This window comes from Actinoallomurus iriomotensis (assembly GCF_030269445.1).
In the GTDB taxonomy this organism is placed as follows: Bacteria; Actinomycetota; Actinomycetes; order Streptosporangiales; family Streptosporangiaceae; genus Actinoallomurus; species Actinoallomurus iriomotensis.
Genome location: NZ_BSTJ01000001.1, coordinates 605,543 through 624,468, shown reverse-complemented (window position 1 = coordinate 624,468; position 18,926 = coordinate 605,543). Strand labels below are relative to the sequence as shown.

Annotated in this window: 23 protein-coding genes; 13 read left to right on the top strand and 10 right to left on the bottom strand. The window is 70.3% G+C overall.

Annotation, left to right across the window (positions count from 1 at the left end; all coding sequences use genetic code 11):
• Positions 1-48: 48 nt before the first annotated feature.
• The 4 genes from QSK37_RS02930 (at position 49) to QSK37_RS02915 (ending at position 3,312) form a co-directional block, all read left to right on the top strand.
• Positions 49-963 (top strand): alpha/beta hydrolase, encoded by a 915-nt coding sequence (locus QSK37_RS02930; protein ID WP_285617321.1) that lies wholly within the window; start codon positions 49-51, stop codon positions 961-963.
• Between the two features lie 191 nt (positions 964-1,154).
• Entirely contained in the window at positions 1,155-1,592 is a 438-nt protein-coding gene (locus QSK37_RS02925; protein WP_285617319.1) for a MarR family winged helix-turn-helix transcriptional regulator, read from the top strand.
• Positions 1,592-1,768 (top strand): hypothetical protein, encoded by a 177-nt coding sequence (locus tag QSK37_RS02920; protein ID WP_285617317.1) that lies wholly within the window; start codon positions 1,592-1,594, stop codon positions 1,766-1,768. Before QSK37_RS02925 ends, QSK37_RS02920 begins: the two co-directional genes overlap by 1 nt.
• 38 nt (positions 1,769-1,806) lie before the next feature.
• Positions 1,807-3,312, top strand: coding sequence for an MFS transporter (locus QSK37_RS02915; protein ID WP_285617315.1), 1,506 nt, complete (start codon positions 1,807-1,809; stop codon positions 3,310-3,312).
• A 41-nt stretch (positions 3,313-3,353) separates the two neighbouring features.
• On the opposite strand, the gene QSK37_RS02910 is transcribed toward QSK37_RS02915, so the two are convergent.
• Complete coding sequence (locus QSK37_RS02910; RefSeq protein WP_285617314.1) at positions 3,354-3,755, bottom strand: nuclear transport factor 2 family protein; 402 nt, start codon at positions 3,753-3,755, stop codon at positions 3,354-3,356.
• Between the two features lie 128 nt (positions 3,756-3,883).
• Between QSK37_RS02910 and QSK37_RS02905 the strand changes: the two genes are divergently transcribed.
• Positions 3,884-4,477, top strand: a complete 594-nt coding sequence (locus tag QSK37_RS02905) for a sigma-70 family RNA polymerase sigma factor (RefSeq protein WP_285617313.1) — start codon at positions 3,884-3,886, stop codon at positions 4,475-4,477.
• 11 nt (positions 4,478-4,488) lie between these two features.
• On the opposite strand, the gene QSK37_RS02900 is transcribed toward QSK37_RS02905, so the two are convergent.
• From QSK37_RS02900 to QSK37_RS02890, 3 genes are all read right to left on the bottom strand, one after another.
• Positions 4,489-5,202 (bottom strand): DJ-1/PfpI family protein, encoded by a 714-nt coding sequence (locus QSK37_RS02900; RefSeq protein WP_285617312.1) that lies wholly within the window; start codon positions 5,200-5,202, stop codon positions 4,489-4,491.
• Positions 5,202-6,137 (bottom strand): GlxA family transcriptional regulator, encoded by a 936-nt coding sequence (locus QSK37_RS02895; RefSeq protein WP_432705543.1) that lies wholly within the window; start codon positions 6,135-6,137, stop codon positions 5,202-5,204. Before QSK37_RS02895 ends, QSK37_RS02900 begins: the two co-directional genes overlap by 1 nt.
• Positions 6,138-6,346: 209 nt before the next feature.
• Positions 6,347-7,336 (bottom strand): RNA polymerase subunit sigma-70, encoded by a 990-nt coding sequence (locus QSK37_RS02890; protein WP_285617308.1) that lies wholly within the window; start codon positions 7,334-7,336, stop codon positions 6,347-6,349.
• Between the two features lie 113 nt (positions 7,337-7,449).
• On the opposite strand from QSK37_RS02890, the gene QSK37_RS02885 reads away from it, so the two are divergent.
• On the top strand, positions 7,450-8,037 hold the full coding sequence (locus tag QSK37_RS02885) for a dihydrofolate reductase family protein (protein ID WP_285617307.1): 588 nt from the start codon (positions 7,450-7,452) through the stop codon (positions 8,035-8,037).
• 111 nt (positions 8,038-8,148) lie between these two features.
• Here the strand turns inward: QSK37_RS02885 and QSK37_RS02880 are convergent, their stop codons facing one another.
• The 5 genes from QSK37_RS02880 to QSK37_RS02860 all read right to left on the bottom strand — a co-directional run bounded on the left by QSK37_RS02880 (position 8,149) and on the right by QSK37_RS02860 (position 11,458).
• Positions 8,149-8,952 carry a MerR family transcriptional regulator gene (locus QSK37_RS02880; protein ID WP_285617306.1) on the bottom strand — a complete coding sequence of 268 codons (804 nt, stop codon included), beginning with the start codon at positions 8,950-8,952 and terminating at the stop codon, positions 8,149-8,151.
• Between the two features lie 5 nt (positions 8,953-8,957).
• Positions 8,958-9,485, bottom strand: a complete 528-nt coding sequence (locus QSK37_RS02875; protein ID WP_285617305.1) for a VOC family protein — start codon at positions 9,483-9,485, stop codon at positions 8,958-8,960.
• Positions 9,486-9,538: 53 nt separating this feature from the next.
• Positions 9,539-10,267 (bottom strand): hypothetical protein, encoded by a 729-nt coding sequence (locus QSK37_RS02870; RefSeq protein WP_285617304.1) that lies wholly within the window; start codon positions 10,265-10,267, stop codon positions 9,539-9,541.
• A 226-nt stretch (positions 10,268-10,493) separates the two neighbouring features.
• The gene (locus QSK37_RS02865; RefSeq protein WP_285617303.1) at positions 10,494-10,646 is read right to left on the bottom strand and encodes a DUF397 domain-containing protein; all 153 of its coding nucleotides are present in this window, start codon (positions 10,644-10,646) and stop codon (positions 10,494-10,496) included.
• Complete coding sequence (locus tag QSK37_RS02860) at positions 10,643-11,458, bottom strand: helix-turn-helix domain-containing protein (RefSeq protein WP_285617300.1); 816 nt, start codon at positions 11,456-11,458, stop codon at positions 10,643-10,645. Before QSK37_RS02860 ends, QSK37_RS02865 begins: the two co-directional genes overlap by 4 nt.
• A 142-nt stretch (positions 11,459-11,600) precedes the next feature.
• Between QSK37_RS02860 and QSK37_RS02855 the strand changes: the two genes are divergently transcribed.
• The 7 genes from QSK37_RS02855 (at position 11,601) to QSK37_RS02820 (ending at position 16,937) form a co-directional block, all read left to right on the top strand.
• Entirely contained in the window at positions 11,601-12,062 is a 462-nt protein-coding gene (locus QSK37_RS02855) for an ATP-binding protein (RefSeq protein WP_285617298.1), read from the top strand.
• Positions 12,063-12,115: 53 nt separating this feature from the next.
• Positions 12,116-12,472 carry a helix-turn-helix domain-containing protein gene (locus tag QSK37_RS51400; protein ID WP_349497937.1) on the top strand — a complete coding sequence of 119 codons (357 nt, stop codon included), beginning with the start codon at positions 12,116-12,118 and terminating at the stop codon, positions 12,470-12,472.
• Between the two features lie 74 nt (positions 12,473-12,546).
• A complete protein-coding gene (locus tag QSK37_RS02840; RefSeq protein WP_285617297.1) occupies positions 12,547-13,134 on the top strand; it encodes a TetR/AcrR family transcriptional regulator in 588 nt (195 codons plus the stop codon).
• Positions 13,131-13,955, top strand: coding sequence for an alpha/beta fold hydrolase (locus QSK37_RS02835; RefSeq protein ID WP_285617296.1), 825 nt, complete (start codon positions 13,131-13,133; stop codon positions 13,953-13,955). Before QSK37_RS02840 ends, QSK37_RS02835 begins: the two co-directional genes overlap by 4 nt.
• 76 nt (positions 13,956-14,031) lie before the next feature.
• The gene (locus tag QSK37_RS02830; protein ID WP_285617295.1) at positions 14,032-14,682 is read left to right on the top strand and encodes a PadR family transcriptional regulator; all 651 of its coding nucleotides are present in this window, start codon (positions 14,032-14,034) and stop codon (positions 14,680-14,682) included.
• Positions 14,683-14,876: 194 nt separating this feature from the next.
• Positions 14,877-16,094 (top strand): FAD-dependent oxidoreductase, encoded by a 1,218-nt coding sequence (locus QSK37_RS02825; RefSeq protein ID WP_285617294.1) that lies wholly within the window; start codon positions 14,877-14,879, stop codon positions 16,092-16,094.
• Between the two features lie 312 nt (positions 16,095-16,406).
• The gene (locus QSK37_RS02820) at positions 16,407-16,937 is read left to right on the top strand and encodes a hypothetical protein (protein WP_285617292.1); all 531 of its coding nucleotides are present in this window, start codon (positions 16,407-16,409) and stop codon (positions 16,935-16,937) included.
• 24 nt (positions 16,938-16,961) lie between these two features.
• Here the strand turns inward: QSK37_RS02820 and QSK37_RS02815 are convergent, their stop codons facing one another.
• Positions 16,962-18,848: a glycoside hydrolase family 15 protein gene (locus tag QSK37_RS02815; RefSeq protein ID WP_285617290.1), complete on the bottom strand. Its 1,887-nt coding sequence runs from the start codon at positions 18,846-18,848 to the stop codon at positions 16,962-16,964.
• Between the last annotated feature and the right edge of the window lie 78 nt (positions 18,849-18,926).

The window sequence follows — 18,926 nt, the reverse complement described above, 5'->3', positions numbered from 1 at the left end:
TAGAAGTCGGCTTTCGGTCAGTCAAGAGCCGTCAGGTAGGGGGAGCGTGTGCCCATCGACCCCGTAATCGCCGCGAGACTCGGCTCGGTCACGGACGAGGTGCCTCTCGGCGAGGCCCTCCGAGACCTGACGGCCCGGTACCGGACGCCCGAGGCGAAGATCGAGGAGAGGGCCATCGACGGTCCGCACGGCCCGATCCGCATCCGCCTCTACCGCCCCCTCGGTGCCGGGCGCGCTCGCCGCGGACTCCTCTGGCTGCACGGCGGCGGCTGGGCCCGGGGCGACCTGGACATGCCGGAGGCGCACGCGGTGGGCGCCGAGCTCGCCGCCGACCCCGGCGTGGTCGTCGCCTCCGTCGACTACCGGCTCGCGAGCGAGACCAGCCGCTACCCGGTGCCGCTCGACGACGTCCACACCGCGTGGCGGTGGTTCACGGACGCCACCGCCGAACTCGGCACCGACCCCGGGCGCCTGGCGCTCGGCGGTTGCAGCGCCGGCGCGAACCTGGCCGCGGGAGCCGCCGTCCGGGCCCGCGACGAGGGCGACGCGATGCCGTCGGCGCTCCTGCTCGTGTACCCGTTCCTGCACTTCCCGGTGCCCGCGTCGCCCGACGACCTCATCGCCGACCTGACCGCCCTGCCGGAACGGCTACGGTTCACGGCCGAGACCGTGCTGTCCCTGACCCGCGGCTACGTGGGCCGCGTGTCGGACGTCCCGGCTCACGCCATGCCCGGCAACGGCGTCGTCGACGGCCTGCCCCCGACCTCCATCGTGCTGAGCGAGCTCGACGAGCTGCGCGCGTCCGGCGAACTGTTCGCCCGCCAGCTCAAGGAGCGCGGCATCCCGGTGACCACGATGCTCGCCCGTGGAATGCCCCACGGCCACCTCAACGTGCCCCCGGTCGACGAGATCCCCGAGATCCGCCGCTCCATCGACTTCCTCGCCGCCGCTCTCGGCCGATGACGCTTCGCGAGGACGCGTTCGCCGGACCGGACCGCCGATCGGGTACAGAGTGTCGCCGTCCATGCCCGGCAGCCTGGCGTCTCCCCTCACAGGAGACTCAAGCCGGTGTCGCGGCCGCTTCCGCCAGCGGCATCCGGACGAATCGCGCGCAATGTTGATAAGGTCAGTCTTATCAGGCTAGCCTTATGAATATGACCGATGATCCGGGTGCGGAGGACGTCGCCGCGGCGCTGCTCGTGAGCATGAGCATGTTCCGCAGGCGGATGCGGCAGGTGCCGGTCCAGGAGGAGCTCACCCTCCCCGAGACGGCCGCGCTCTCGCGGCTCGACCGTTCCGGGCCGACCACGGCGAGTGCGATGGCGCGCGCGGAGCAGATCAGCCCGCAGTCGATGGGTGCCACGCTCGGCGCCCTCGAATCGCGCGGGCTGGTCGACCGGCGGCCCGATCCCGAGGACGGCCGGCGCATCGTCCTGTCGGTGACGGAGGCGGGCCGGGCGCTGCTGCGCGACAAGCGCACCGCGCGGATCCGGCAGATCGCCCAGGTCCTGGCCAGTGAGTTCAGCCCCGACGAACGGCGGCACCTCATGGCGGCGGCACCGCTGATCGAGCGTCTCGCGCAGAACATCTGATGGCGGCCACCGACGCCGACCGGCTCGATGACCGGGAGCAGCTCGGCGAACGCGACTCAACAGATCGGTACAAGTGGGTCGCGCTCGCCAACACGACCGCCGCCGTGTTCATGGCCGTGCTCGACGGGTCGATCGTCCTCATCGCGTTGCCGGCCATCTCCGCGGCATCCACCTGAACCCGCTCGCGCCCGCGAACGTCGGCTACCTGCTCTGGATGATCATGGGCTACCGGCTCATCCAGGCGGTCTTCGTCGTGCCCGTCGGGCGGCTCGGCGACATGTACGGCCGGGTGAAGATCTACAACGCCGGGTTCCTCGTCTTCACCGTCGCATCGCTTCTGCTGTCGTTCGATCCGTTCCAGGGGCGGCACGGGGCGCTGTGGCTGATCGGCTGGCGGATGCTCCAGGCGATCGGCGGCTCCATGCTCACCGCCAACTCCGCCGCGATCCTCACCGACGCGTTCCCCGCGCGGCAGCGCGGTTTCGCGCTCGGCATCAACCAGGTCGCGGGCCTGGCCGGGCAGTTCGTCGGCCTGGTGGCCGGGGGAGTGCTGGCGATCTGGGACTGGCGCGCGGTCTTCTGGGTCAACGTCCCGGTCGGCGTCTTCGGCACCCTGTGGGCGTACCGCCGGCTCCGCGACAACGGCGAGCGCAACCCCGGCCGCATCGACTGGTGGGGCAACATCACGTTCGCCGTCGGGCTGAGCGCGGTGCTCGTCGGCATCACCGAGGGCATCCACCCGTACGGGCACCACGCCATGGGCTGGACGAACCCCACGGTGTGCGCCGAGCTGATCGGCGGCGTCCTGCTCCTCGCGGTGTTCGCCGTCGTGGAGACCAGGGTGGCGCATCCGATGTTCCAGATCGGGCTGCTGCGCATCCGCGCGTTCACGGCGGGCAACGCGGCGAGCTTCGCGACGCGTCTCGCGCAGGGCGGCCTGCAGTTCGTGCTGATCATCTGGTTGCAGGGCATCTGGCTGCCCCTGCACGGCTACGACTACAGCGACACGCCCCTGTGGGCCGGCATCTTCCTGCTGCCGCTGACCGGCGGGTTCCTCGTGGCCGGGCCGATCTCGGGCCTGCTGTCGGACCGGTTCGGCGCGCGCGGGTTCGCCACCGCCGGGATGGTGGTGTTCGGCGGGAGCTTCGTCGGGCTGATGCTGCTGCCCGCCGACTTCTCGTACTGGGCGTTCGCCCTGCTCATCGCCGCCAACGGCATCGGCACGGGCATGTTCAGCTCGCCGAACTCCTCGGCCATCATGAGCAGCGTGCCCGCCCGCCAGCGGGGCGCGGCGTCGGGGATGCGCTCGACGTTCCAGAACTCCGGCACGTCACTGTCGATCGGGGTGTTCTTCTCCCTGATGATCGCGGGGCTGGCGGGCAGCCTGCCGCACACGCTGACCGGCGGCCTTCAGCGGTACGGCGTGTCCGCCGGGGTCGCGCACCAGATCGGCGCGCTTCCCCCGGTGTCGTCGCTGTTCGCCGCGATCCTCGGCGTGAACCCGATCGAGAGCCTGCTCGCGCCCACCGGCGCCCTGCCGGCGCTCTCCCCGGCGAACCGGCAGGCCCTCACCGGCCGGGAGTTCTTCCCGCACCTGATCGCGGAGCCGTTCCACCACGGCCTCGTCGTCGTCTTCGCCGTGTCGGCCGCCCTCGCCGCGCTCGCCGCCGTCGCCTCGCTCCTGCGAGGCGGGCGGCGGGAGCGCGACTCCCGGGTCTGAGCGGTCCGTTCCGTAGGTTCTCCAGGGTGATGCCGCGGCGGTCAGAACATTCCGTGCGGGTGGAGCACCTCGTCGGGTATGGGTTGAACGACGTCCCAATGCTCGACGATCGTGTCACCGTCGACCCGGAAGAGGTCGACGGTGGCGAGGTCGCCCTGGGGAGCGACCACGTGGGTGTGCACGGCGACCAGGTCCCCGTCGGCGAGCAGGTGCTCGGCCGTCACGGTCGCGTCCCGAAGGTGCGCACTGCCGGGCCCGCTCAAGTAGTCCGCGAACGCCTGGCGCCCGGACTGTGCCGTGGGGTCGTGCGCCACGCGCGGGTTGTGCGAGACGAAATCCTCGCTCAGCAGTTCGGTGAAGCCGGCGATGTCGCCTGCGCCGAACCGGGAGACGGCCTCCAGGACGAGCCGCCGGTTCTGGTGGGTGGGTGGGGTCGATGTCATGTCATGCCTTTCGGGTCGGTGGTCCGCGTTCTCCCGGTACGACGGATGCGGGTCCGCCGGCGTCACGCGTGACGCCGGCGCCCGCCGAACCGTCTTACTAATGAGGTCTGTCTGTACGGGAGGGTGCGATGGACACGGCGGACGAGCTGTTCGAGAGGCACCGGGCCGCGCTTTCGGCAGCGGCGTACCGGATGCTCGGTAACCGGGCGGATGCCGACGATGTTCTTCAGGAGGCATGGCTTCGCTGGAGCCGCGTGGACCACGGCTCGGTCGTGGACCCCGGCGCGTATCTTTTCCGGCTCGTGACCCGGCAGGCGATCGACGAGCTTCGCAGGATACGGGCGCGCCGGGAAGCGCCCGCTGACGACGACCGGCCGGATGGGCCGGCGGTCGGCTCGCCCATCGGACCGCGGCCGGTCGACGCGGTGGCGGAGGGCCTGTTGGTCGTCCTGGAAACCCTGGCCCCGACGGAGCGCGCCGTGTTCTTGCTGCACGACGTGTTCGGCTTCTCGCACGCGGAGATCGCGGCCATCGTCGGACGCACCGAACGGGCGGTCCAGCAGATGGCGTACCGGGCTCGGCGACATGTCCGAGCGCGCCGACCGCGGTTCCGGCCTACGCGGGAGGAGCACCGAGCGACCACCGAACGTTTCCTGGCCGCGGCGGCCCTCGGCGGTGACCTGGCCGGCTACGGCAGGGCCTGCGCCACGAGCTCAGCCTGACCCTGGACCCCTCACGCGTGGGCGCGGAACGCGCCGATCGCACGACGCCACAGCACCTGCGGAACGGCGATCGCCTCCCGAGGGTTGGCACCGGCGCGGAGCAGGTCCGCTCGCGCCTTCTTGCGCACCTGCTCGCCGGCCTTGCTCGGATGGCCCGCGTCGAACGGCGGCCGCGGGTCGTACTCGATGGTGAGCTGGACGATCTCGGCGCGCTCGGGGCCGCAGATCTCGCCGACCAGCCACAGCCCGAGGTCGATGCCCGCGGACACCCCCGCCGCGGTGGCGACCTTCCCCGATCGGACGATCCGCTCGTCGGGCCGTGGTTCGGCGCCCAGCTTGCCCAGTATCGGCTGCACGAGCCAGTGCGTGGTCGCCGGGACGCCGTCCAGGATGCCGGCCGCGGCGAGGACCAGCGCTCCCGAGCAGACCGAGGTGGTCCAGGTGGCCGTCTCGTGCACCCGGCGCAGCCAGCCGGTCAGCTCCTTGTCGGCCATCGCGGTGGCCGTCGCGGCGGACGATCCGGGCACCAGCACGATGTCCGGCGCGGGCGTCTCGGCGTAGGAGTGCGTGACGCCGAGGAACAGCACGCCGCTGTCGGCCACGACCGGCCCGGGCTCCGCGCCGACGAACCGTACCTCCGCGTCCGGCATGAGGTTGAGCACCTCGTACGGACCGATCGCGTCCAGGGCGGTGAGCCCGGGATAGAGCACGATGGCGATCTGCATCAGAGAACCTCCTGTGGGGGATGGGCCGACCGGAAGCGGTCGCGGTAGTCGGCGGGCGCCACGCCGAGCACGCGCAGGAACGCGCGGCGCATGGTCTCGTCGCTGCCGAACCCGGTGCGCTGCGAGATCCCCTCCACCGGCAGCGTGGAGCGTTCGAGCAGGTCACGGGCGGCCTCGACGCGTACGCGCTCCACGAACCTCGCCGGGGTCGTACCGGTCTGCTCGCCGAACAACCGTCCGAGGTGGCGTTCGGACATGTGCGCGCGTTCGGCCAGCCGCGGCACGCTGTGGTCGGCGGCCGGGTCGGCGGTGATCGCGTCGAGCACCGGGCGGAGCGGCGAGCCGGTCGCGACCCCGTGGTCCAGCCGCGCGGAGAACTGGGACTGCCCGCCGGGCCGCTGCAGGAAGACCACCAGTGCTTGGGCCACGGCCCTGGCCGTCTCCGCGCCGTGATCGGACTCGACCAGCGCGAGCGCGAGATCGATCCCGGCGGTCACCCCCGCGGAGGTGTACACGTCACCGTCCCGGACGAAGATCCGGTCGGGTTCGACGGTCGTCTCGGGATACCTGCGGGCCAGGTCGCCGCACATCAGCCAGTGCGTGGTGGCGGACCTTCCGGCCAGCAACCCCGCCGCCGCGAGCAGGAACGCGCCGCTGCAGACCGAGCACACCCGGCGGGCCCGGCGCGCCAGCAGGCCGATGGTGTCGAGGAGTTCCGGCGTGGTCGCGGTGTCGAAACCGAACCCGCCCGCCACGATGAGGGTGTCCACCGGCTCGTCGACGTCGGACAGCGCGGCGTCCACCTCCAGCCGCAGGCCCGAGTCCGAGCGTACGGACCTGCCGTCCGGCGAGGCCACGAGCAGCCGGTACCCGCGCCCGCGCAGTCCGATCCCCGCGAGTGAGAACACCTCGGCCGGCCCGACGGCGTCGAGCATCTGGATGCCGGGGTAGACGACGAGGAGCACGAGACGATCGGGGGAGGCCACGGGTTCAGCCTGGCCGGTGCCCGCCGATGGCGGCAAGGACGGCCACCCCTCGGATTCGGACATGCCCGGCTGCCGGGCTCGCGCTCTACTGCCAGGTCGCGGTGTCGGGGTCGATGCCGTGGGCGCGCGCGCTCGCGTCAAAGTCGTGAGCGATGTGGTCAGGATCGGCGGGGTTCGAGGGTGGTGGGGAGGTCGAAGGCGGGGAACTGTCCGTTGCCGAAGGTGGTGGTCTCGGCGATCGTGCCGTTTTCGATGCGCAGGACGTCGAGTTTGAAGGCCCGGTACTGTGAGTCGCCGGGTCGGCGCAGGTAGCAAGCTGCGGCCGGCTGGCGGTTCGCGCGGGTGGCCACGGCCAGCCAGTCGCCGTCGCCGTCGGGCCCGAACGCCCGCGCGAGCAGCGGGGCCAGGGCCGCTCGGCCCTCGTAGCGGAATGGCGCGGGCGGCATCGTGACGCGGACGTCCTCAGCCATGATGGCGGCGAGGCCGGCGGCGTCACCTTGCTCGTGTGCCTCGATATAGCGCTTCAGCAGAGCCTGCTCGTCCTCGGTCGCCGGGCTGGGCAGGCTCGCTGTGGTGCGACGCGCGTGGTGGTCTCGCATTGTCGTCCGTGCCCGTTGCAGGGCGCTGTTCACCGCGGGGACGGAGGCATCCAGCAAGGACGCGCACTCCGCTGCGGACCAGCCGAGAACGTCCCGGAGGATCAGCACGGCTCGCTGTTTCGCGGGCAGTGTCTGGATCACGGCCAAGAAGGCCAGGCTGATCGTCTCCCGGGCGACGACCACCGATTCGGGCTCGGCGTCGGCGGGCAGGGCCTGGTTCAGGAGCCCGTCCGGGTAGGGCTGCAGCCAGGGCATCTCCTCGAACGAACTCAAGGGCCGCACCCGTCGCGCGCGGCGGCGGGCGTCGTCGATGCAGGTGTTGGTCACGACCCGGTACAGCCATGGACGCACCCCGCCCGCCGCCGGGAGGCTCTGTCTCGCCCGCCACACCTTCAGCAGGGCCTCCTGCAGCACCTCCTCGGCCTCGTCGAACGAGCCGCCCATGCGGTAGCAGTGCAGGTGCAGCTCCCGCCGATAGCGGTCCACCAGCCGCGCGAACGCCGGCTCGCTGCCTGAGCGCACGGCGGTGAGCACGTCGTCGAGTTCCATCCTCGCCTCCTCGATGAGGCCCATGACTCATCGATTTTCCACGCGAGCGATGAGTCCGGCCGCCGTTCGACGTTCTACCGCATGTCCACGTCAAAGCCCGAAGGGAATGGATGATGACCACGGTCTTCTCGCACATGACGATGTCGCTGGACGGTTACATCGCCGACACCCAGGACGGATGCGGCGAGTTGTTCGACTGGTACAACGCGGGCGAGGTCGAGGTGCCGGCCCGGGACGGGCACAGCTCCTTCACCGTTGACCGAGGCAGTGCCGCGATGCTGCGGGACATCCTCGCCGGCACCGGGGCCCTGGTCTGCGGGCGGCGCTTGTTCGACCTCACCAACGGCTGGGACGACAACCACCCGGTGGGCGCCCCGGTGGTCGTGGTCACCCACCGCCCGCCCCAGGACACCACGGCATGGCCGAGGACCACCTTCGTCGGCGAGGTGGCCGCCGGCATCGCCACGGCCCGGCAGATCGCGGGCGGTAAGGACGTCACCGTCGCCAGCGCGAGCATCGCCGCCCAAGCGCTCGACCTCGGTCTGCTGGATGAGGTCCGGATCAGCCTGGTGCCCGTGCTGCTGGGTGCGGGGATCCCCTACTTCGCCGACCTCACGCGCTCGCCCTACCGCTTCGAGGACCCGACCATCGTCGGCGGCGCCCGCGCCACTCACCTGACCTACGCCGTGCGACGCGACTGAGACAGGAGCGCAACGGGGGAGGCCACGGGTTCAGCCTGGCCGGTGCCCGCCGATGGCGGCAAGGACGGCCACCCCTCGGATTCGGACATGCCCGGCTGCCGGGCTCGCGCTCTACTGCCAGGTCGCGGTGTCGGGGTCGATGCCGTGGGCGCGCGCGCTCGCGTCGATGACGCGCCGGAACCACGTGGCAAGGCCGGCGCGGATGCCGTCGTAGTGGGCGGCGAATCCCGGATCGGCCTCGAACCTGCGGCCGAGACAGACCTGCATCTGCCTGGTGAGGGGAAAGTAGGAGGCGAAGACCTCACGGTGCCGCTCGACGAGTCGATTCGCCTCCGGACTGCCGGGTGTGACGCCCGCGTCCATCGCATCCCCGAGGGCGCGGTCGAGGTCGGCATTGGCGTCGGCGATGGCCTGCCATTCCTCCGGACCGCGAGAGGCCGAACGTTCGGCGTACCGCAGCCATTGCGCCGTGTCCCCGTAGCGCCGGCGGGCCTCGGCGGGCCAGTCCGGGTTCCACTGCGGGCCGAAGATCGCGGCCTGCTGCTCGTCGGTCAGCAGCAGGCCGCGCTCATGGGCGTCGATCATCCGGTCCAGTCCGGCGCTGAGCCGCTGGAGGCGGTCGATCCGTTCGGCGACCAGGGCGCGCTGCGCGCGCAGCGCGCCCGGCACGTCCGCGGCCGAGTCGTCCAGGACGGCCCGGATTCTGTCCAGGCCGAGACCGATCTCGCGGTAGACGACGATGCGGTGCAGGCGGTCGAGATCACCAGCGGTGTAGAGCCGGTATCCGGCGGCCGTGCGCAGCGACGGTCGCGCCAGACCGATCTCGTCCCAGTGGTGCAGCGCGCGGACCGTCACGCCCAGACGCGTCGCGACCTGGCCGACGGTCAGGCCGTCGGCGTCAGCGGGATCAGGCATGCTCCTCATTGTTCATCGTCGCCGCCGGCGCCCGGTGGGGTGATCCCGACGGCTTCGAGGTTCCGCGCCTCCTGACTGGCCGGATCGAAGGGCTTCGCCGCCGTGAAGACGATCCGTGCGTTCTCGGGGGTGATCACCGTGACGTCGCGGGTGTTCCAGGGCGTGTCCCGTGGACCCTCGACGGAGTCCGGGCGCAACGCGCGGCAGGACTCGACGAGCGCGTCGACCTGGCTGAGCACGCACGCGAAACTGAAGCTCATCGCCGGTGCCTGCTCCGGAACGCTCGCCGCCGGGACGAGGAGCACGTCCTGGAACGCCCACCGGCGCAGATGCACGACACTTCCGGGGATGCTGAACAGCTCGAAGAACCCGAGCCCGCGAATCCAGAAGTCCACCGACGCCGCCAGATCGCTCGTGGGGATCGTCACGAACGCGGGCATTCCATAGATGCCGTGGAACGGCTCCGGCGGCACCGCGTCCGGGCCGGGAGCGGGCACGGGACTCATCTCGAACGCGTCGTAGTAGTCGCTCATGCACCCCACCCTCCAGCCTCACGCGACGTGAGGGTCAAGCGCGCCGGGCAGATCTAGTCGCGCGGCAACTGCTCCAGGAGCTGCCGGAACTCCGGCGGGGGGAAGATCTGCTCCAGCCGTCCGTTCTTCGACTCGGCGTGCAGGGGGTGCAGGCGGCCCTGGTGCAGCCAGAACACGTCGAGGCTCAGCCGGTCCGAGGCCTGGGAGCCGACGTCGCGCACCAGCCGCAGCATGGCCTCGATCGCGGCCACGTCGCCGGCCTTCCGGATCGGGACCGCGAGGATCTGGTGCTCGCGCGGGATCCCGATGATCGCCCCGTACGGGAGGTCGACGCCCAGCGCCTGCTCCAGCCGTACGAGGTGCGCGGCCCCGGACACGCCCTGGTCGACGACGGTGTACAGCGGGGAGTTCTCGCCCTGGTCGTGGGCGCCCACCTCCACGTTGTCGCGCCGCATGTTCTCCACCGCGCGGAGGAGCAGGTCGGGAGGGGTGACGCCCCAGCGGGACGTCAGGTGGGCGAGGACCGGGTAGGCCCGCTGGTAGCGGCCCGAATCGCCCGCCGCCATCACGACCAGGCGCGCGGACAACTCGTCGTTGAGGTACACGGAGATCGCGTCCGGGCCGAGCTCCGAGGTCTTCGCCATGATCAGGCGGAGCAGTCCGTCCCGCTCGGCGGCGGGCATCGCCAGCAGCTCGCGGCACGGACTGTGCGTGGTGCAGTCTCCGGACGGCCCTGCCGAGAAACTGGAGTCGGTCGGTTTATTGCGCCGGAATATGGACATCGCCCCAGTATGTCCAAAGGGGATTGTGGTAGTAAAACCCTAACCCTCTGACCAGGGATGACATCAAGATTTAAGCGGAAATTGATCAGCGAGTCGTAGAGTTTCTGATTGGCGCGATTAATGCATGTCCGTGGCATTAAACGTGCCGTCGGTCGGCTGCCATGGTGACTGACGCGGCATCGCCGCCCGGTACGACGATCTCGTCGTACCGGGCGGCGAGCACGTGTTAGTCCCGAGGTGACTCGACCACGGCGACCTCGACGCACTCGCCTCCGCTTCCTCCGCTGCGGCTGCTCTTGCGCCAGAGGGCGGTGACCTCGACGCAGTTGCCTCCGCTTCCTCCGCTGCGGCTGCTCTTGCGCCAGTCGAGGGAGTTCATAGACCCTCCAAGATCGACTCGATCAATTTCCGGGACTCCGCCACCGGAAGGGCGTGCCCCCTGATCAAGTCGTACCTTACGTGGAAGTCGGACACACCGGCCGCATCCTCCACAACTTGGCCACGCCCGGACGATTCGGTGTACGCGATGTCGGGCTCGTTGTCGAAACCTAGGAGTACGAGATCGCCTTCCAGGCCGGCGTGGGCCTCTGCGTCCTGCGGCACTACCTCGACCATGATGTTGGGATTCTTCGAGGCCTCCAGCAGGTGTTGGAGCTGCCCGCGCATCACCTCTCGGCCGCCGATCATGGCGTGCAGGGCCCGCTCGTCGATCGTTGCCCAAAGGCGCGGAGGTTTTTGTCGGGTGAGAATCGCTTGGCGCTCCATGCGGGCGGCCACGAACTGATCGACCGTATCTGGCCGTTGGACGGTTAGCAGAATCGCGCGAGCGTACTCCTCTGTTTGGAGCAGTCCTTGAATGAGCACGAGGCTGTAGGTCCGTATCGTACCGGCCTGGCCCTCAAATTGAACATATTTGGAGAAGCCGGGCGGCAGAACTGCCAGGCGGCGGGTCTCCATGATCAGTTTCCATAGCCTCAGGAAGAGGCCGTTGGTCTTGAAGAACGTGTCGGCGTCCTCGGAGAACTGCTCGGACGGTATGTTCTTACCGGCCTCCAGTTGGCCGATGAGCTGGGGAGTGTAGCCGAGCCGTTCGGCCAGCTCTACCTTGGACATCGTGCCACGCCATGCCGTTAATTCGGCGGCGAACGCGCGGATTGCCGGGACCTCGTACGGTTCGCGTTTCGCAACCATGAGACCTCCAAAACGAAACCGCTCATACGCGGTTTCGATGGTTTGAACGGGGGGTGTCTAACTGGTCTTTGGTGGTTCGTCGCTAAGTGTAATCGCCCGTGTGAACCTGGTCACCGGATTTCGGAAAAGAAGAGGCGGAAAATTGCGGGCGATACCTGAAGCCGAAGAGGCGGCGCGGCCACCACGAATCTGCGAGAGCCGGGTTCACCGATTTCCCCTGCCGCCGCATCCGATCGCGGCCGAACAGGCCCGGCTCCTCACAAAGATCGCACTCGCCGACTGGCGACTCGGCGACGCCCTCGACAACGCGCTGATCGTCGTCGCCGAACTGGCCACCAACGCCACCAAGATCGGCGAGGTGTTCCATCTCTCGTTGACGCGCCAGGGCGGCACCGTACTGATCGAGGTGTGGGACACGAGCGAGGCGCTGCCCGACCGCCGGCGGCGTTCGATGGACCGGGTGGACGGGCGCGGGCTGCTGCTGGTCGACGCGTGTTCGAAGGACTGGGGCTGGCGCCTGGAAGAACACGGCGGCAAGACGGTGTGGGCGACCTGCGCGGCCGACGCCGCCGGCGAACTCCCGCCGCCCGGCCTCCGCATGTGACCCGTCGCGCACCCGCGACCCCCCCGACGACCACTCTCCCCGGAAAGAACGACGTGCTCCCCGACGAACTCTCTCCCGACGACGACCTGCTCAAGCCCCGTGAGGTCGCCGAGCTGTTCGGCGTCCGTACGACGACGATCGCCCGCTGGGCCCGCGAGGGCCGCCTGTCACCCCTGCGGACGCCGGGCGGCCACCGCCGCTACACACGATCGAGCCTGCGGAAACTCCTCGCCGACGCGGCCCGCCCCGAAGAACCCACCACCGACGACGCCGTACGCCTGTACGAGCAGGGCTGGAGCATCCGCCAGGTCGCCGAGCGCTTCGACGTGAGCTACGGAACGATGCGCCGCCTCCTGCGCGGCCGGACCACGCTGCGTACCCGCGGCGGCCACCCGCCCGACGACTACTGACCCGGATACTCGCTTGCCGGGCCCTACCTTCCCTCCCTAGGCTTCTGCCTAGAGCTCCTAGGAAGGGATGAGGCATGGTTCGTGCCGGTCTCAGTGCGGCCAGGCTCACGGAGGCGGCGGCGGAGATGGCGGACGAGGTCGGGTTCGACCACGTCACCGTCTCCGCGCTCGCGCGTCGCTTCGGCGTGAAGGACGCCAGCCTGTACTCCCACGTGAAGAACCTGCGGGACCTGCGCGTACGGGTCGCGCTGCTCGCCGGTGAGCAGCTGACCGACCGCATCGCCGTGGCGGTGGCGGGCCGGGCGGGCAAGGAGGCGCTCGTCGCGTTCGCCGACGCCTACCGGCGGTATGCGCTCGACCATCCCGGCCGCTACGCGGCGACCCAGATGCGGCTCACGCCGGAGGAGGCCGCCGGATCCGTGGCGCTGCGCCGCAGCATCGAGCTGACCTACGGCATGCTCCACGCGTACGGCCTGGCCGAGCCCGACGCGACCGACGCGGGCCGCCTGCTGCGCGCCGCCTTCCACGGCTACATCCACCTGGAGCTCGGCGAGGGGTTCCGTCACCCCCGCGAGGTCCAGGAGTCGTGGTCGCGTTCGCTCGACGCGCTCCACGTGCTCCTGACGAACTGGCCGTCCCAACGCGAAGAAGGCGCCCGATGAACACGCCCCTGACCGGCACCCTCAAGGTGCCCGGTGCCACCCTCCACTACGAGAAGCGCGGCAGCGGACCGGTGCTGCTGATGATCCCCGGCGGCGCCGCCGACGCCGGCCTGTACGCGGGCATGGTCGCGGACCTGGCCACCCGGTACACCGTGGTCTCCTACGACCCGCGCGGCCTGTCCCGCAGCCCCCTCGACGGTCCGCTCACCGACCAGCGGGTGAACGTGTGGAGCGACGACGCCCGCCGGCTGCTCGACCTGCTCGGCCCGGACGAGGAGGCCTCGGTGCTCGGCTCCAGCTCCGGCGCCATCGTGGCGGTCGACCTGCTCGCCCGGCACCCCGAGCGGCTGCGCCGCGTGGTCGCGCACGAGCCGCCGCTGCTCGAACTCCTGGACGACCCCGCTCCGCACCGGGCGCTGTTCGCCGACGTGCGCGAGGTCTTCCGTACCGAAGGGGCCGGCGCGGCGATGGCCCGGTTCAGCGCGGGGCTGGGGGACCGGCCCTCGGCGCGGCCGACCGAGCTGCCACCCGAGATCAGGGAGATGGCGCCCCGGATGCACGCCAACCTGCCGGTGTTCCTGGAGCACATGCTGGTCCCGTTCTCCTCGACCGTTCCCGACGTCGCCGCGCTACGGCCCGTCGCCCGCAAGCTGGTGCCGGCGGCGGGGCGGGACTCGCGCTCCCAGGTGCCGCTCCACGGTCCGGTCGCCCGGCTCGCGGAGCTGCTCGGCTCTCCTCTCGTCGAGTTCCCGGGCGGACATCTCGGAGCGGTCGAGTCGCCGAAGGAGTTCGCGAAGCAGCTGCTGGCGGTTCTCGACTGATCCGTCCTGCCGTGGCCTTGCGGGTCGTTACTCGTACACGTATATTCGTAGACGAGTAACGAGGAGGAGGCCGGTCATGGTCAAGAAGCGCAAGGTCGACAACCTGTTGGCCCTCGCGGTGCTGGCCACGGTCTACCCCCGGCCCATGCACCGGTACGAGATGGCCTCCGTGATGCGTGCCCGTGGCAAGGACCAGGACATGGACATCAAGTGGGGCTCGCTCTACACCGTCGTCCAGAACATGGAGAAGCACGGGTTCCTCCAGGTCGTCGGCACCGACCGCGCGGGCGCCCGCCCGGAACGCACGATCTACGCGATCACGGAGGCGGGCAGGCGCGAACTGGTCGAGTGGACCCGGGAGCTGATCTCGACGCCGCGGACCGAACACCCGAGGTTCGCGGCGGGCCTGTCGGTGCTCGCCGTACTGGCCCCGCCGGAGGTGACCGCCCTGCTCCAGGAGCGGCTCGGTCACCTGGAGGAGTCGATCGGCGCCCAGCGGGCGGCCCTCGCGCAGAGCCGCGAGGAGGGCGTTCCCCGGTTGTTCATGATCGAGACGGAGTACGGCCTGGCGATGCTCGAGGCGGAGGCGGCCTGGAGCCGCGCGCTGATCGACGAGCTGACGTCCGGCACGTTCCCGGACCTCGCCGTATGGCAGGAATGGCACCGGACCGGCGACATGCCGGACGAGTTGACGGAGCTCGCCGAGAGGGGGCTGCCCCCGGACTGAGCCGGGTTTCACGATGTAGGCCCGGTGGCGGTGCGGCAACACCGCCACCGGGACCCTTCCTCGAACCGATGCCCGCGAAAACGAACCCGGCCACGAGGTGGCGACCAAAGGATATCCGGGTTCTCTTTCGCGAGGACGGTTCGCGACCACCACGTCGGCGGGCTGCGCCGACGCACCCCACACGGGAGAGAACCATGTCCAAGGTACGAACCGCGATCGTCATCGGCAGCGGGATCGCCGGCCCCGTCACGGCCGCCGCACTGGCCAAAGCCGGGATCGAGGCGACCGTCCACGAGGCGTACCCGGCCGAGTCGGACGGCATCGGCGGCGCGCTCGCCCTCGCACCGAACGGCCTCGCCGCGCTCGACATCATCGACGCCGCCGACGCCGTCCGCGGCATCGCCGTGCCGATGCGGCGGACCGCCATGACGCTCGGCCGGGGAAAACCCCGCGTACTGCCCGGCCTGCCCGACGTACCGCCACTCCAGGTGGTCGAACGCGGCGATTTGCACCGCGTCCTGCGCGAACGCGCGCTCGCGGCCGGCGTACGGTTCGCGTACGGCAAGCGCCTGCAGGCCGCCGACGACGGCCCGACCGGCGTCACCGCGAGGTTCACCGACGGCTCCAGCGTCCGCGCCGACGTGCTGATCGGAGCCGACGGCGTCCGCTCCACCGTGAGAACCCTGATCGACCCGAACGCCCCCGGCCCGGACTACACCGGCATGCTCGGCTTCGGCGGCCTCGCCGACGTCGACCTCGACGTGGAACCCGGCACGATGTTCTTCGCCTACGGCAGCCGCGCCTACTACCTGTACTGGCCCCAGCCGGGCGGCGGAACCGCGTGGGGCGCCAATCTGCCCTCGCGCACGTACATGACCCTGACCGAGGCGCGGGCGGTCCCGGCCGAGAAGTGGCTGCGCACGCTGCGCGAGACGTACGAGGGCGACGACCCGGGCGGCGTGCTGGCCGCACGCACGGTCCCGGAGACGCTGCAGGTCGTCGGGGGCCTCCACATCATGCCGCCGGTGCCACACTGGTACCGAGGACGCATGGTGCTGGTCGGCGACGCGGTGCACGCCCCGTCCAACAGCACCGGCCAGGGCGCGTCACTGGCCATCGAGAGCGCGGTGGAACTGGCCCGCTGCCTCCGCGACCTGCCCGACCCGTCATCGGCGTTCATCGCGTACGAACGCCTGCGCCGCCCCCGAGTCGAGCGAATCACGGCGAGAGGCCGGAAGGTCAACCGCACCAAGACCCCGGGCCCGACGACCCGACGCGCGATGTCCCTGCTGATGCCGCTCGCGTTCAAGGCGATGAACATCGAGAAGTCCCTGGGCTGGGAACAACGCCACACCATCGACTGGGACGCCCCCGCGACCCCGACCCCCACCACCACCTCCTCGGCCGCCTGAGCATCCGCGGCACCGGGCCGGTACTTGTTGGTACCGGCCCGGCGCCGGCCGCCCACCGCACCGAGGGCTCGGAGTTCGCGGCGTTCAGCGCGACGATCCGGGCTTCGGTGAGTTCGTGCGACCGCCGGGTGAGCACGCTCGACGAGAGGTCGCCGCAGGAGGAGCGCAGCCCGCTGGAGGTCAGTGGCCGGGCGGCCTGCTGGAGTTCCCGAATGACACGCAGCGGCCATCGCGACCCCGTCTGGTGGTCGGTCGGAGCGATCGGCGACCGCTAAGGTGCATGTTCACCCTTTTCAAGATCAGGAGAGCTTCATGGCGTACCCGCTCGATCCGGAACAGCCGCTGCCCAGTCCGTTGACCCCGGACGCGGCGACCCGGGTTCGGGACGAACGCCGGGAACTGCTGCCGGATTGGGCCGAGGCGAGCCGCGCACTGGTCGTCCGCCTGGGCGCCCTGTCCCGTTGGGACCCGCCCGAGACGCTCCTCGAAAACCCGAGCCACGGCCTCATGCACATGGGCGCCGTCTGCGCCGGCGACCCGGCTCCATTCGAGATGATCGGCTACCAGCCCTTCGACCTTCTTCTGACCGCGTACTGCGCCGAATACATGTTCAGCGATGTCGGCGGCGGGTGGGTGCTCGACGAGGACCCGGATTCACCCACCTTCGCGCGCTTTCTCCTGGGCGAGTACGACGCGGACGATCCGGACGCGACGGTGGACGTCCATGCCGCTGTGACCGCGTTCCTGAACGAGCCCGAAGGGCGTGACCTGGAAGAGCTCCTGGAGTCACTGCAGGAGGAAATGGGCGCCCCGGTGGGCGTCCAGGACACCTCCTATCCCTGACGTACGCGTGGACACGCTCATTCGTCAGACGAACGGGGCTCGGGGTTCGCGGCGTTCGGCGCGGATGACCATCATCACGGCGTTGATCAGGGCCAGGTGAGTGAAGGCCTGGGGGAAGTTGCCCAGGTGACGGCCGCTGTGCACGTCGATCTCCTCGGCGTACAGCAGCAACGGGCTGGCGTAGGAGAGGATCTTCTCGCACAGGGTGATGGCGCGGTCCAGCTCGCCGATCAGGACGAACGCCGAGACCAGCCAGAACGAGCACATCGTGAACGTGCCCTCGCGGCAGCCGCCGAAGCCGTCGTCGGTCTCCTGGGGCCAGTAGCGGTAGACCAGGTCGTCCTCGGTCAGTTCGTCGGCGATCGCGAAGACCGTCGCGCGGACCCTCGGGTCGTCCGGGGGCAGGAAGCCGACCTGCGGGATGAGCAGCGCCGACGCGTCGAGGGCGGTCGTGTCGTAGTGCTGGACGAACACTCCCCGCGCGTCGACGGCGTTCGCCAGGATGTCGGCGTGGATCTCGTCGGCGGCCTCCTGCCACTCCATCGCCCGGTCGGTGTCGCCGCGGATCAACGCCAGCTGCGCGCCGCGGTGGGCGGCCACCCAGCAGAAGAGCTTGGAGGAGGTGAAGTGCCGGCGCTCGCCGCGTACCTCCCACATGCCGTGGTCCGGGCCGCGCCAGTTCGCCAGGGCGACCTCGACCTGCTTGACGATGATCGACCAGAGCCGGTCGTCGAGGCGGTCGCGCTTGCGGACGTACAGGAAGATCGACGCGACGATGCCGCCCCACACGTCGTGCTGTTGTTGCAGGTAGGCGGCGTTTCCGATGCGTACGGGGCGCGCGCCGTCGTACCCGGTGAGGTGGTCGAGGACGGTCTCCTCCAGGTTCGCGCGGCCGTCCACCCCGTACATGATCTGCACGTGCCCGCCGGCGGCCTCGGCGACGTCGGCGACGAAGTAGAAGAAGTCGTTCGCCTCCCAGTCGAAGCAGAGGGTGTAGAACGCCCACAGGGCCATCGTCGCGTCGCGGATCCAGGTGAAGCGGTAGTCCCAGTTGCGGTCCGCGCCCGGTTCCTCCGGCAGTGACGTGGTCGGTGCGGCGACGACCGCGCCGGTGGGCGCGTACGTCAGGCCCTTGAGCGTGAGGGCGCTGCGCTGGAGATGGCCGCGCCAGGGATGGTCGGGGAACCTCCCGCGGTCCAGCCAGTGCTGCCAGTGGTGCACGGTCCAGGTCAGCCGGGACTGAGCCTCGTCGTAGGTCTTCGGTGGCAGGTGCTCGCTCCAGGAGAGCGTCACGAAGCGTGTGTCGCCCTGTTTGAGGAGCGTACGGGCGGTGGCGAGGGAGCTTTCGAAGCCGACGTTCATGTCGGTGGTCAGCCGGAGTTCGACGCCGGCGCCGGACGCGACCGCTTCGTGGTACCCCGGCCCGGCGTACTCCCAGGAGGCCGCCGCCCGGCCGTAGTCGAACACCGGCAGGCAGTCGAGGCGCAGCTGGACCTGGCCGTTCACGCAGCGGATCATGCGCAGGAGCACGTGGTCGGCGTCGTAGTCGGTGGGCGCCCGCCGGTGGGTGTGCGAACGTTCGGTCTCGTGGTGCCAGGGACCCATCAGCAGGGTGTCGAGGACGACCAGCCAGCCGCCGGGCGTCCACCAGGTGGTCTCCAGCACCAGCGTGCCGGGGATGTAGCGGCGGGCGGCGGGTACGTCCACCCCGGCCGGGCCTACACGGAAGTAGCCGGCGTCACGGTCGAGCAGCGAGCCGAAGACACTGGGGGAGTCGAATTTCGGCAGGCACATCCACTCGACGTTCCCGCTCGGCGCGAGCAGCGCGGTGGTCTCGGCGTCGGACAGAAAGCCGTACTCCGCGATGGGGGCGAAGGGCTCACCCGCGCCCCCGTCCGTCACGGGCCTCATGGCGGCATCATCCCCAGAGACAAGCGCGGGTATGTCCATACTCGCAGGCGCCCGAAAGTAGATCGTTCTCGGGGGTTA